Annotated in this window: 13 protein-coding genes and 1 pseudogene; 8 read left to right on the top strand and 6 right to left on the bottom strand. The window is 65.7% G+C overall.

All coding sequences use genetic code 11. The annotated features are described in order from the left end of the window. Positions 1-12: 12 nt before the first annotated feature. The gene (locus tag AC0L30_RS26760) at positions 13-687 is read left to right on the top strand and encodes a helix-turn-helix domain-containing protein (RefSeq protein WP_473405596.1); all 675 of its coding nucleotides are present in this window, start codon (positions 13-15) and stop codon (positions 685-687) included. A 105-nt stretch (positions 688-792) separates the two neighbouring features. Here the strand turns inward: AC0L30_RS26760 and AC0L30_RS26755 are convergent, their stop codons facing one another. Beyond that, the gene (locus AC0L30_RS26755) at positions 793-2,058 is read right to left on the bottom strand and encodes a D-amino acid dehydrogenase (protein ID WP_219685342.1); all 1,266 of its coding nucleotides are present in this window, start codon (positions 2,056-2,058) and stop codon (positions 793-795) included. Between the two features lie 70 nt (positions 2,059-2,128). Next, positions 2,129-3,457, bottom strand: a complete 1,329-nt coding sequence (gene aptA, locus AC0L30_RS26750) for an omega-aminotransferase AptA (RefSeq protein WP_473405595.1) — start codon at positions 3,455-3,457, stop codon at positions 2,129-2,131. Between the two features lie 149 nt (positions 3,458-3,606). Between aptA and AC0L30_RS26745 the strand changes: the two genes are divergently transcribed. After that, positions 3,607-4,155, top strand: coding sequence for a cupin domain-containing protein (locus tag AC0L30_RS26745; RefSeq protein WP_007606338.1), 549 nt, complete (start codon positions 3,607-3,609; stop codon positions 4,153-4,155). 140 nt (positions 4,156-4,295) lie between these two features. After that, positions 4,296-4,448: a hypothetical protein gene (locus tag AC0L30_RS26740; RefSeq protein WP_473405594.1), complete on the top strand. Its 153-nt coding sequence runs from the start codon at positions 4,296-4,298 to the stop codon at positions 4,446-4,448. Positions 4,449-4,491: 43 nt separating this feature from the next. Here AC0L30_RS26740 and AC0L30_RS26735 read toward each other — a convergent pair. From AC0L30_RS26735 to AC0L30_RS26725, 3 genes and pseudogenes are all read right to left on the bottom strand, one after another. Next, positions 4,492-6,745, bottom strand: a pseudogene (locus tag AC0L30_RS26735) (xanthine dehydrogenase family protein molybdopterin-binding subunit). Continuing rightward, a complete protein-coding gene (locus tag AC0L30_RS26730; RefSeq protein WP_354201018.1) occupies positions 6,732-7,793 on the bottom strand; it encodes an FAD binding domain-containing protein in 1,062 nt (353 codons plus the stop codon). The pseudogene AC0L30_RS26735 and the gene AC0L30_RS26730 overlap by 14 nt, the downstream one beginning before the upstream one ends. After that, complete coding sequence (locus AC0L30_RS26725) at positions 7,790-8,287, bottom strand: (2Fe-2S)-binding protein (protein WP_007600564.1); 498 nt, start codon at positions 8,285-8,287, stop codon at positions 7,790-7,792. The genes AC0L30_RS26730 and AC0L30_RS26725 overlap by 4 nt, the downstream gene beginning before the upstream one ends. Before the next feature lie 240 nt (positions 8,288-8,527). On the opposite strand from AC0L30_RS26725, the gene AC0L30_RS26720 reads away from it, so the two are divergent. Together AC0L30_RS26720 and AC0L30_RS26715 are read left to right on the top strand one after the other, a co-directional pair. After that, positions 8,528-9,169, top strand: a complete 642-nt coding sequence (locus AC0L30_RS26720) for a TetR/AcrR family transcriptional regulator (RefSeq protein ID WP_473405636.1) — start codon at positions 8,528-8,530, stop codon at positions 9,167-9,169. Between the two features lie 53 nt (positions 9,170-9,222). After that, complete coding sequence (locus AC0L30_RS26715) at positions 9,223-9,630, top strand: DUF4864 domain-containing protein (RefSeq protein WP_063993780.1); 408 nt, start codon at positions 9,223-9,225, stop codon at positions 9,628-9,630. Here AC0L30_RS26715 and AC0L30_RS26710 read toward each other — a convergent pair. Then, positions 9,627-10,892, bottom strand: coding sequence for an MFS transporter (locus AC0L30_RS26710; RefSeq protein WP_473405593.1), 1,266 nt, complete (start codon positions 10,890-10,892; stop codon positions 9,627-9,629). The genes AC0L30_RS26715 and AC0L30_RS26710 overlap by 4 nt on opposite strands. 152 nt (positions 10,893-11,044) lie before the next feature. Between AC0L30_RS26710 and AC0L30_RS26705 the strand changes: the two genes are divergently transcribed. The 3 genes from AC0L30_RS26705 (at position 11,045) to AC0L30_RS26695 (ending at position 13,286) form a co-directional block, all read left to right on the top strand. Continuing rightward, the gene (locus tag AC0L30_RS26705; RefSeq protein WP_354168981.1) at positions 11,045-11,491 is read left to right on the top strand and encodes a hypothetical protein; all 447 of its coding nucleotides are present in this window, start codon (positions 11,045-11,047) and stop codon (positions 11,489-11,491) included. A 79-nt stretch (positions 11,492-11,570) separates the two neighbouring features. Continuing rightward, a complete protein-coding gene (locus AC0L30_RS26700) occupies positions 11,571-11,855 on the top strand; it encodes a hypothetical protein (protein ID WP_473405592.1) in 285 nt (94 codons plus the stop codon). A 9-nt stretch (positions 11,856-11,864) separates the two neighbouring features. Then, entirely contained in the window at positions 11,865-13,286 is a 1,422-nt protein-coding gene (locus tag AC0L30_RS26695) for a TolC family protein (RefSeq protein ID WP_473405591.1), read from the top strand. The last annotated feature ends 10 nt before the right edge of the window (positions 13,287-13,296 follow it).

Here is a 13,296-nt window from a genome sequence, read left to right as displayed (position 1 = left end):
GGTGGCAAAAGAATGCGCAGACCGGCCGCCGCAAAGCCGGTGAAGAAGGTGCAGATAAAGGCTAAGGCGAACGCCAACGCCAAAACCAAGGCTATCGCCAAAGCCGCCGATCCCGCGATGGACATCGCGGTCGGCCGCCGTATCCGCGATCTCAGGCGCATCAGGCAATTCTCGCTCGAGACGGTCGCTTCGCGCACGGATCTGTCGATCGGCTTCCTCAGCCAGATCGAGCGCGGCCTGTCGTCGCCGTCGCTACGTGTGCTGGCCACGCTCGCCGACGTGCTCGGCGTCGGCATCGCCGCGCTGTTCGGCGCGAGCCCAAACGCCGACGGCACATCCGACCAAGTCGTCACGCGCGGGCTTCAGCGGCCCGAGCTGAAGCTCTGGCGCACCGGCGTGTCGAAGCAATTGTTGAGCCCCGCCAGCGCCGACAACCGGCTCAACCTGTTCCTGGTGCATCTGGAGCCCGGCGGCTCCACCGGTGACGAGCTCTACACCCATGACGGCGAGGAAGCCGGCCTCGTGCTCGAAGGCGAGATGATGCTGACGGTGGACAGCGAGACATGGTCGCTGAAGAGGGGCGACAGTTTTCGGTTTGCAAGCCGGCGGCCGCACCGGTTTTCCAATCCGGCCAATGACGCGAAGGCTGTGGTGCTGTGGGTGAATTGCGTGACGGGGACGGGGTAGCGCAGCCGTCATTGCGAGCGAAGCGAAGCAATCCAGACTCTCACCGCGGAGACACTCTGGATTGCTTCGTCGCTTCGCTCCTCGCAATGACGGGAGGATAGAGTCTTAGCCGAACCGATACTTATACCGGTTCACCGTCAGAGCACTCACATCAATGTCCGGCTTCTTGCCCGACAGCATGTCGGCGAGTACGCGGCCGGAGCCGCACGACATGGTCCAGCCTAGCGTGCCGTGGCCGGTGTTGAGGTGAAGGTTGGCGTATTGCGTCGGGCCGATCACGGGCGGGCCGTCCGGGGTCATCGGGCGCAGGCCGCTCCAGAACGTCGCCTTGGAGAGATCGCCGCCGCGCGGGAAAAGATCGGTCAGCGAGTGATCGAGGGTGGCGCGGCGCGCGTCGTAGAGCTGGCTCGAGAAGCCGGAGATTTCGGCGGTGCCGCCGACGCGGATGCGATTTCCCAAACGGGTGATGGCCACCTTGTAGCTCTCGTCCATCACGGTCGATTCCGGCGCGCCGGAAGCGTCCTTGATCGGCACCGTGATCGAATAGCCCTTCACCGGATAGACCGGCAGCGAAATATCGAGCGGCGCGACCAGCCGCGACGACCAGCTTCCGAGCGCGAGAACGTAAGCGTCTGCCTGCAACATTCCGGCGCTGGTCACGACGCCGCTGACGCGCGCGCCGTCGGTGACGATGCGGTCGATGCCGGTGTTGAACATAAAGCGCACGCCGAGCGCTTCGGCATGCTTGGCCAGGGCCTGCGTGAACATGTGACAATCGCCGGTCTCGTCCTGCGGCAGCCGAAGTCCGCCCGCGAACTTCTCCTTCACGCCCGCCAGCGCCGGCTCGGCCGCAATGCAGCCCTCACGGCTCAGCACCTCGAAGGGCACGCCGTACTGCTTGAGCACGGCGATGTCCTCACCGGTGCCGTCGAGCTGGGCCTGGTAGCGGAACAGCTGCAGCGTGCCCTGGGAGCGCTCGTCATACTGGATGCCGATGTCGCGGCGCAGATCGCGCAGGCAATCGCGGCTATACTCCGCGATCGGGATCATCCGGCTCTTGTTGATCGCATAGCGTTCGCTGGTGCAGTTGCGCAGCATCTTCAGCAGCCAGACCCACATCACGGGATCGAGCTTCGGCCGGATCACAAGGGGGCCGTGCTTCATCAGCAGCCATTTGACCGCCTTCACCGGTACGCCGGGGCCGGCCCAGGGCGAAGAATAGCCGGGCGACACTTCGCCGGCGTTGGCAAAGGAGGTCTCGAGCGCCGGTTCGGGCTGACGGTCGACAACCGTCACCTCATGGCCGGCACGCGCGAGGTAGTAGGCAGAGGTGACACCGATGACACCGCTGCCGAGGATCAGAACTTTCACGCTTCGTCAAACTCCCGCGGCATCACGCTCGCCGCTGCAAGAGGAAACTCCGCAACGGCGAGAGCAATTATCAGGCCACCCGCTTGATCGCGTCGCCGAGGATCGACACGATATCGTCGATGTGGCTCTTCTCGACGATGAGCGGAGGCGACAGCGCAAAGCTATCGCCGCTCATGCGGAAGTACAGCCCGCGATTGAAGCAATCGACCATGACGTCGTAGCCACGCACGCCGACCGTGCCGTCACGCGGCGACAGCTCGACCGCGCCCATCAGACCGCAATTGCGGATGTCGACGACATTGGGCAGGCCCTTCAGCGAATGCAGCGCGTCGCGCCAGTAGTCGGCGATCGACGCACCGCGCGTCAGCAGGCCTTCGTCCTTGTAGATGTCGAGCGTGGCGATGCCCGCGGCGCAGGCGACCGGATGCGCCGAATAGGTATAGCCGTGGAACAGCTCCATCGCGTTCTCCGGGCCGACCATCAGGCCGTCGTGCACCTTGCGGCTCGCGAACACGGCGCCGCACGGAATGGTGCCGTTGGTGATGCCCTTGGCCGTCGTCATCATATCAGGCGTGACGCCGAAGAAGTTGGCGGCGAACGGCGTGCCGAGGCGGCCGAAGCCGGTGATGACCTCGTCGAAGATCAGGAGGATGCCGTGCTTGTCGCAGATCTCGCGCAGGCGCTGGAGATAGCCCTTCGGCGGCGGCAACACCGCGGTCGAGCCCGGCACCGGCTCGACGATGACGGCAGCAATGGTCTCAGCGCCGTGCAGGGCCACCAGCCGCTCGAGATCATCGGCGAGCTCGGCGCCATGCTCGGGCTGATCCTTGGCGAAGGCGTTGCGGGTGAGATCGTGGGTGTGGCGGATGTGGTCGACGCCCGGCAGCAGGGTCGCGAAGGCGCGGCGGTTGGCGACCATGCCGCCGACTGAGGTGCCGCCGAAGCCGACGCCGTGATAGCCGCGCTCGCGGCCGATCAGGCGGGTGCGGCTGGCCTGGCCGTTGGCACGGTGATAGGCGAGCGCGATCTTCAGCGCGGTGTCGACCGACTCGGAGCCGGAATTGGTGAAGAAAATGCGATCGAGGTTTTTCGGCGCGATCTCGGCCAGACGCTCGGCGAAGTCGAATGCCAGCGGATGGCCCATCTGGAACGACGGTGCGAAATCCAGCGTCATCAGCTGGCGCTCGACGGCGGCGGCGATCTGCTTGCGGCCGTGGCCGGCATTGACGCACCAGAGGCCGGCGGAGGCGTCGATCACCTTGCGGCCGTCGACGGTGGTGTAGTGCATGCCCTCGGCCGAGGAGAACAGGCGGGGCGCCTTCTTGAACTGCCGGTTGGCCGTGAACGGCATCCAGAACGAATCGGTCTTGATGGTGTTCGGAATCTGATGAAGGGTCACGGGCCACGCTCCTTTGCTGACCTGCTAGCAGAGGCACGGCTTGAAAAGCGCAACAAGTCCTTTTCTGATGAGCTGCAAGCCATTGATTTGACTGAGGCTGCCGGTCCATATTTGCGCGATCCGCAACACTTGCAACACGGGTTAGGGACATGAGCGTCGATATCGGTGGACGGCTGCGATTCATCCGGGCGCGCCAGAAGCTGTCGCAGCGCGAACTCGCCAAACGCGCCGGCGTCACCAATTCGACGATCTCGCTGATCGAATCCAACCAGATGAACCCGTCCGTGGGGGCGCTCAAGCGCATCCTCGACGGCATTCCGATGGGGCTCGCCGAATTCTTCGCGCTGGAGCCTGAGAGCCGGCGCAAGATCTTCTACCGCGGCGAAGAGCTGACCGAGGTCGGCAAGAAGCCGATCTCGTATCGGCAAGTCGGCGACAATCTGTTCGGTCGCAGCTTGCAGATTCTGAAGGAGCGCTACGAGCCCGGCAGCGACACCGGGCGCGTTCACCTCGTCCATGACGGCGAGGAAGGCGGCATCGTGATCTCGGGAAAGCTCGAGGTCACGGTCGAGGACGAGCGCCGCATCCTCAATCCGGGCGATGCCTACTACTTCGAGAGCCGCCGCCCGCATCGCTTCCGCTGCGTCGGCGGCAAGCCGTGCGAGGTGATCTCGGCCTGCACACCGCCGACGTTTTGAAGTTGCCCGCAATCCTACGGAGCCACCGGTATCATACGGAGCTTGAGCCATCTCAATTTCCGCAGCCTGATCCTCTATATGTTCCGAGCCATAGCCAAGCAGCCTCCGCTTTCCGGAGCCGCTTCGTAACAGGGCTCGCTATGAAGATCACGCTCGCAAATGCAGAGGCTGCGCTCGATGAAGTGCAGCGCGACAGCGACAGGCTCCATTCGGAGGAGCTGCGCAAGGCCATCGCGAACTACATCGAGTCGCAGCGAGAAGCGCTCAAGGCTCTTCGCAAGAAGCTGCATTAGCACGCGGCGGAGCGAGACGGCCTCGCCCGCCGCTGCTTAAAGCCTAGGTCAGCAACTCCTCGATCCGGATCGGGAAACGGCGAACACGCACGCCAGTCGCATGCCAGATGGCGTTGGCGACTGCCCCTGCACTGCCGGTGATGCCGATCTCGCCGACACCCTTGATGCCAAGCGCGTTCACGTGCGGGTCTTGCTCATCGACCGTGATCACGTCGAGCGGCGGCACGTCGGCATTCACCGGGATATGGTACTCGCCGAGATTGGCGTTCATGATCCGGCCGGTGCGGCGGTCGGTGATGGCTTCCTCGTGCAACGCGAAGGACAGGCCCCAGATCATGCCACCGAACAGCTGGCTCTGCACCATGCGCGGATTGACGATCCGCCCCGCGGCGAAGGCGCCGACCATGCGGGTGACGCGGACCTGGCCGAGCTCGGGATCGACCTTCACCTCCGCGAACACCGCGCCATGGGCGTGCATCGCATACTCCTCCATGGCCGCCGGATTCGGCGCACCGGTGCCACGCGCCTCGATTTCGGCGACGCCGGCGCGCGCGAGAATCTCGGAATAGCTTTCGCCGCGGCTCTCGTCGTCGCGCCGGATCAACCGGCCATCGCGCGCGATCACGCCGGCATTGCCGGCGCCGAACAGCGGCGACTTCTCGTCGCTGGTGGCGAGATCGGCGAGTTTTGCAATCACGGCCGCGCCTGCGCTGTGGATCGCGGCACCCGCGGTTGCCGTGTGTGCCGAACCGCCGGCGATGCCGGCATCGGGCAGGTCGGATGAACCCGCCTTGAACTCGACGCGGTCGATATCAAGCCCGAGTTCGTCGGCCGCGATCTGCGCCAGCGCCGTCCAGGCGCCCTGCCCCATGTCATGCGCGCCGATCTCCATGGCACCGGAGCCATCGCGGCGGAGCACGGCACGCGCTTCGGCCTGGAACATCAATGCCGGGAAGGTCGCGGTGCCCATGCCCCAGCCGACCAGAAGGCCGGCATCGTCGCGCATCTGCCGCGGCTGGAGCGGTCGCTTCGCCCAGCCGAAGCGCGCCGCGCCCTGCTCGTAGCAGGCGCGCAGCGCCTTGGACGAGAACGGCTTGCCGGTGATGGGCTCGACCTCGGCATAGTTCTTCAGACGAAAGGCGAGCGGATCGATGCCGCAGGCCCAGGCCATCTCGTCGATCGCGCTCTCCAGCGCGATCGAGCCGGTCGCCTCGCCGGGCGCGCGCATGAACAACGGCGTGCCGGTGTTGACGCGCACGGCGTCGTGCGAGGTGCGGATCGCGGGCGCCGCATAGAGCGTGTGCGAGGCGTCGGCCGCGGGCTCGTAGAAATCGTCGAACGTGCTCGACACGGTCCTCGCATGGTGCTCGAGCGCGGTCAGGCGCCCCTCGCCATCGGTGCCGATGCGAAGCCGCTGCCGCGTCGGCGCGCGATGGCCGACCGGGCCGTACATCTGCTCACGGCGCAGCACCAGCTTGACTGGTTTCGACGAGCTTTGCCGCCATGATGCCGAGGACCGGAGGGCCGGCCATGAGCCCCTTCGAGCCGAAGCCGCCGCCGAGGAACGGGCTGCGGATATGGATCTTGTCGTGCGCGATGCCGAACAATTCGGCAACGCGCGCCAGCGACAGCATGAGGCCCTGGGTCGGCATGTCGATCTGCAGATTGTCGCCGTTCCAGGCAGCCACGATCGCATGCGGCTCCATCGCATTGTGATATTGCGGCGGCGTTTCGTAGACCGCGTCGATCCGCTTCTCGGCCGACGCAAGCTCCGCCTCGACATCGCCGCGGTGATTTTCCGTCGGGTTGCCGACGCCTACGACCGGCGGCACGAAGCTCTCACCCGCGTCGAGACCGATGAGCGCGGGCAGCGTCTCGTAGTGCGGCGCCAGCAGCGCCGCGCCTTCCGTCGCCGCCTCCAGCGTCTCGGCGATTACGACGGCGATCGGCTGGTTGGCGTAGCGGACCTCATTGCTCTGTAGCACCTCCATCCGGAATACGAATGGATTGGTCTTGATCTCGGGATCGATCGCGAGCTCAGGCTTGTGGTCTGGCGTCATGACATCGATGACGCCGGGGTGGCGCTTGGCAGCAGCGACATCGAGCGAGGTCACGCGACCGCGCGCGATGCTGGAAACAGCCATCACCGCAAACAGCATACCGGGCGGATGATTGTCGGCGGCGTAGGTCGCCTGGCCTTTGACCTTAAGCACGCCGTCGCGGCGGGTCAGCGGCTGGCCGATGTTCGAGCCGTGCCGCAGATGAGCGGGCGCGCTGGTGAGATTAAGCTCGGGCATGAATGGCTCCGGACATCGAGGCAAAGGGAGAGGCCGGCAGCGCGGGGATGCGCACGGGCGTACCGGCGGCGGCGAGGCTCAGCGCGCGCACGACGATGCGGCGCGCGAGCTCGATCTTGAAGGCGTTGTCGCCGGACGGTTTTGCGTCGGCGAGCGCGCGCGAGGCGGCTTCCTGGAAAGCGTCCACCGTGGGCGGAACGTTCCTGAGCATGTCCTCCGCGGCGCGGGCACGCCAGGGCTTTGCGGCGACACCGCCGAGCGCAAGCCGCGCCTCCGCGATCTTGCCGTTCTCGATCCGCAGCGCAGCGGCAGCCGAGACGACGGCAAACGCGTAGGACGTTCTATCGCGGACCTTGAGATAGCGCGCATGAGCCGCAAAGCCGCGCGCAGCGGGCGGCAGGCGCACCGCGACGATGAGATCACCCGGTTCGAGCGCCGATTCACGCTCGGGCGTATCGCCGGGCAGGCGATGCAGGTCGTCGAGCGCGATCTCGCGCCGCCCGCTCCTGCCCTCGATCTCGACGATGGCGTCGAGCGCGACCAACGGCACGCAGAAGTCGGATGGATGCGTGGCGATGCAGTTTTCGCTCCAGCCGAGCACGGCGTGGGTGCGGTTCTCGCCGTCACGCGCGTCGCAACCGCTGCCGACCTCGCGCTTGTTGCAGCGGCTGGCGGTGTCGTAAAAATACGCGCAACGCGTCCGTTGCAGCAGATTTCCGCCGACGGTCGCGGCGTTGCGCAGTTGCGCCGACGCGCCGGAGAGCAGCGCTTCGGCGACAGCCGGGTAGGCCTTGGCGAAGTCGGCGTCATGCGCAAGATCGGCGTTGCTCACCAGCGCGCCGATACGCACACCACCGTCGGCAAGGCGCTCGATCTGATCGAGCCCGTCGAGATGCGTGACGTCGACCAGACGATCCGGACGGCTGACGCCGCCCTTCATCAGATCGAGCAGATTGGTGCCGGCGGCGAGATAGACGGCGCCCGGCTGCGCTGCGGCCGCGACGGCTTCGGCGACCGTGGCCGGCCTGACGTAATCAAATTGCTTCATGCGGAGCGCCTCTGATTGGATTCGTCCATCCCGGCCTGCGCGTCGAGCACGGCATCGACGATGCCGGCATAGGCGCCGCAGCGGCATAGATTGCCGCTCATGCATTCGCGGATGCGCTCGGGATCGTTGCCGGCCTGTGCCTCGCTCATCATGCCGATCGCGCTCATGATCTGGCCGGGCGTGCAGAAGCCGCACTGAAAGCCGTCATGGGCGATGAAGGCGGCCTGCACGGGGTGAAGCTGGTCGCCGCGCGCCACGCCCTCGATGGTGAGAATGTCGGCACCGTCATGGCTAATGGCCAGCGCGAGGCAGGAGTTGATCCGCTTGCCGTCGACGAGAATGGTGCAGGCGCCGCATTGACCGCGGTCGCATCCCTTCTTGGTTCCGGTCAGGTGGAGGCGCTCACGCAGGAGATCGAGCAACGTGACGCGCGCATCGTCGAGGACGAAGTCGCGCCGCGCACCGTTCACGGTGAGGCTGATGGAGTGGTTCATATAAGGCTCCGATCAGATATGGACATGAGTCGTCGCGCAGCGCGCCACCGCCGTGGCCGCCGTCGATTCCGCGCCGCCCGAATATCATCCGAGCCAACGTCTTCAGCGAAGATACGGAGGCAGCCTCCGCTTAACAAGGGCCGCCGAAAAATTTTGGAATTCGTCAAAAGCCCGTGCGCATCAACGCGATGCAGCCCCACAAGGGTTCAATCTAACCAATTCGTGATCTACAGTGCCGGCATGGACGACCACACCGATCAGATCCGCAAGCCGCGTGCCGATGCCGTGCGCAATCGCGAGCGCGTGCTCGAGGCGGCGAAAGCCGTGTTCAACGCGGGCGGGCCGGAGGCGAGCTTGGAGGCGGTGGCAAAACGCGCCGGCGTCGGCATCGGCACGCTCTATCGGCATTTCCCGACGCGCGAGGATTTGTTCGAGGCGGTGTACCGGCGCGAGGTCGAGCAGCTCAGCGAACTCGCCGAGCAGTTGAAGAATGCGAAGGACCCGGTGGATGCGCTGCGGCGCTGGCTGCGCTCAGGTGTCGAATTCGTTGCCACCAAAAAGGGCATGGTGGCAGCCTTGGCACTCGCGGTGCAGAGCGGGTCGGAGTTGCATGCCTTTTCCTTTGAGCGCCTGAGCAAGGCGATCGGCTCGCTGCTCGATCGGGCAGCCGCGGCCGGCGCGATGCGCGCGGACGTCAGCCCCGAGGACTTGCTGCGCGCGTTCTTCGGCATGTGCTACATGCACGACCAGCCCGGCTGGCAATCCTCGGTGCTGCGGATGCTCGACGTGTTCGTTGACGGTTTGCGGGTGCAGCCTGTCGTGAAAGCCAGGGTCCGCGTGGCCGCCAAGCCCGCGAAGCCGGCTGCAAAGCGGAAGCGATAGCCCGCGAGATGTGCTAGGGTCGGCGCCGCCGGGATTTCAACGCGGAGCCTGTCATGCGCATCGCCGCCTTGCTGGTCTTTCTCAGTGTCGCCTTCGGTCCGATCTCGGCGCGTGCCGACGATGTCGCGACGGCACAGGATATCATCCGCGCCCAGGAGCAGGCATTCGGCCGCGACGACGCGCGCGTGGCCTATTCCTACGCCGCACCGGCGATCCGGGAGATCTTCCCCGCGCCCGACATCTTCATGTCCATGGTGCAAAACGGCTACCCGCCGGTCTATCGGCACAAGAGCTTTGAATTCGGCGACAGCAAGAGCGAGGGCAGCCGCATTGCCCAGCACGTCCATATCATCGATGCCAATGGCGAGGCCTGGGAAGCGCTCTACACGCTCGAGCAGCAGGCAGACGGCAGCTACAAGATCACGGGTTGTTCGCTGCTGAAGGCGGGACAGGCAGTCTAGGTCGCAAAACCTGGACCGGTCCTGACTGCATTCATCCGCGAGCGGATCAGCAACGTCAGCACGATGCCGATATTGAGCGCGTTCCACGCCACACCGTTGGCGAACGCCGCTACATAGGAACCTGTCGCGTCGAAGATGACGCCCGAGACCCAGCCGCCGAACGACATGCCGAACACGGAGGCGAAGATCACGATGCCGACGCGGGTTGCGGCCTCGCTCGCTGGCATCGCCTCGCGCACGATGATGGCATAGCTCGGCACGATGCCGCCCTGGAACAGGCCGAACATCGCGGAGATCAAATAGAGCGAGGTCAGGCTGTCGAAGAACAGGTAGAATACGAGCGCAAAGCCTTGCGCCAGGGCGCCGATCAGAAGCGTCGGGATGCCGCCGATCTTGTCGGCGAGGTAGCCCGAGCCGATCCGACTGACGATGCCGCAGGCCATCATCAGCGACAACATCTCGGCGCCACGCGCCACGCCATATCCGAGATCGCCGCAATAGGCGACGATATGCACCTGCGGCATTGCCATGGCGACGCAGCAGGAGATGCTGGCGATCGAGAGCAGCACCGTCAGCGTATTGGTCGAGAGCTTGAGGTCGACCCGCGGCGGCGCTGCATTGGCATGATCGTGAACCTTGTCGTCGCCCATCTGCGCGCGCAGGACCAGCACCAGGATGGTCATCAGGCTGACGCAGACGAGGCCGATGCCGATGTGCGTGTAACGCCAGCCGATCGTCTGCATGCCCGTGCTCACGAGCGGCGGCCACATCGTGCCGGCGACATAATTACCGCTCGCGACGATGGTCACGGCCAGGCCGCGATAGCGCTCGAACCAGTGGGAGGCCTCCGCCATCAGCGGCGCGAAGGTCGCCGACGTGCCGAGCCCGATCAGGAAATACGCCGCCACGAACTGCCAGAGTTGGGTCGATAGACCCGCCAGCACATTGGCGACGCCGAGGAAGGCAATGCTGATCGCCATCGCCGCCACGATGCCGAACCGGTCGGTGATCCTGCCTGCGATGACGCCGCCAAGCCCGAAGCCGAACATCATCAGCGTGAAAGCCAGCGACACCGCGCCGCGCGTCGCCGAGAATTCGGCCTGCACCGCGGGAATCATCACCACGATCGCCCACATGCCGACGCCGCCGATCGAACCGATCAGAAGCGCAATGACGAGGCGCATCCAGGCCTGACGCGAATCAGGGGTGAATGTTTCAGGTGTTTGTCCCGATTGATTTGGCGCGTGCACGGGCGGGACCATGGCCCGCGGATCGCCACAGGGTCAACCATTGTGGCGCGATATTGGGCATGCACGGTGCACTGCGGTAAGAAGGAGCTTGGCGAACGCGCGTTTTGTCATTATTTTGCAAATCAGCGCGTGCAACATCGCCGCGCGAAGGGCATGTCGGCGGAATGTTGCTGCGATTGACACGATCGATGCGGATCAGGGTGGGGCGTGTGATTGCCCTTGCCTATTTGTTCTGCGTGCTCGCGCCGGCCGCAAGCCTCGCCTGGGGTAGCGGTCCAGCGCCGTGCCTCGACGACGCGCTCCTCGCCGACCTCGTGCCGGTGCATCATCAGATGCAGGCCGGCCACACGCATGACGGCGCCTCGCATGACCACGCCGGGCCGCATGCGCATCACCAGACCGCCGCGCAGGACGCGCCCGCCGTCCCTCATCATCACGACGGCAAGGGTACGCCGGGACCGTGCTGTGCGATGATGTGTGTGAGCGCGCTGGCGGCCGACCTGCCCAGCGTCGCAAAGCCGCTTCAGCCGGTTTCCGCCTGCTCGCCCGAGATCGTGGCCAGCCTGCACAGCGCGGCGCCGCCCCTGCTCTACCGCCCTCCCATCGCCTGATCTGACGCGCGACGACGTCAGGCCGAGCGCGCACCCGCGCGCGCGAACCTGTGGTCTCCAGACAGATCAGGGATGACTCATGCTTACGCTTTCCGGGGCGAAGTCCGCCGCTGCATCCGCGGCGCGGGGACGACACTTTCGATTCAATTGGCCGCTGCTGGCCGCGACGGCATTGGCGTTGTCCGGCTGTATGCCGGCAACGACACAAATCGCCGGCGCTGATCCTGCCGATCCCGCGGCCAAGCTCGCGCGCGCCGGCTATCGTTCGACGATTGCGCCGTACACCAGCCTGCGGCCCGCGACGCCGGCACCATGGCGCGAGCGTAACGAGAGCGTCGCGCCGCAGCCCAAGCAAGACCGGTAGGAGCGCGTCATGACACACCGTCTCGCGCCAAGCCTGCTCGTTCTTGCCTCGCTCGGCTTGTCGGGCTGTGCCGCCTTCTCGCCCGACAGCGGCATGAATGCCGTCTCCGAGCTGACGAGCCAGACCATCAACAAGGACGTCGCCTTCGTGCGGACGGCCGAGGGAGCCGGCGCGGTCGACGCGCGCGTTCGCCAACTGCTGTCGCGAACACTCAGCGTCGAGACCGCCGTGCAGATCGCACTGCTCAACAACAAGGGGCTTCAAGCCGCCTATAACGAGCTGGCGCTGGCCGAGACCGATCTCGTCGAGCAGGGCCTGCCGCCCAATCCCGTGTTCTCGGTCTCGCGGATCTCGGGCAACGGCGCCAGCGAAATCGAGCGTCAGGTCGTCGGCGACATCCTCGCGCTCGCCACGCTGCCGTTTCGTTCGGAGATCGCCCGCGACCGTTTTCGTCAGGCGCAATTGCGCGCGGGTCTGGCGACCTTGCGGCTTGCCGCCGATGTCCGCCGCGTCTATTGGCGCGCCGTGGGCGGCAACGAGATGGTGGCGTTGCTGACGGATGCGAAGGCGACGGCGGAATCGACCGCACAGCTCGCGGTCAAGCTCGGCGAAACCGGCTCGATCAACAAGCTCGATCAGGCTCGTGAACAGGTGTTTTACGCCGAAACCACCACCGACCTTGCCACCGCGCGACAGACGGCGACGAGCGCGCGCGAAAAGCTGGCGCGCCTGATGGGACTGTGGGACGGCGGCCTCGACTTCCGCCTGCCCAACCAGCTGCCGCCGCTGCCGCGCCGGCCGCAGGCTTTGCCGTCGATTGAAGCCGACGCGGTCGCCCATCGCATCGACCTTCAGATCGCGCGGCTCGAGCTGACCGCGCTGGCGAAGTCGCTGAACCTCACGGAGGCGACGCGCTTCGTGACGCTGCTCGATCTCGCCGGCATCTCTCGCCGCACCCGGGATCCGGAAGGCGCGCCTTTCCGCGAGCGCGGCTTCGACGTGCAGTTCCAGATCCCGATCTTCGACGGCGGCGAGGTGCGGGTGCGGCAGGCGGCGGAGACCTACAATTTCGCCTTCAATCGGCTGACCGAGCGCGCCGTGAACGTACGCTCCGAGGCGCGCGATGCTTACCGGATCTATCGCTCGGGCTACGACATCGCCAGCCACTATCAGCGCGAGATCATCCCCTTGCGAAAGATCATCACCGAGGAGATGCAGCTCCGCTTCTCCAGCATGCAGGTCGATATCTTCGCGCTGCTCACCGAGGCGCGGCAGCGACTTGCGTCGCTGCGCGGTGCAATCGATGCGAAGCAAAGATTTTTCCTTGCCCAGTCCGACTTGCAGACCGCCGTCAATGGCGGCGGCGCGCCTGCTGACAGCGACAGCTCAACCACTATCGCCGCGGCAGCGCCTGCCGATGGCGGTCACTGACATGGAGGCC

Source organism: Bradyrhizobium sp. MI1.11 (assembly GCF_055811255.1).
The sequence above is the reverse complement of the archived record's forward strand: the minus strand, read 5'-3'. Positions and strand labels throughout refer to the sequence as shown.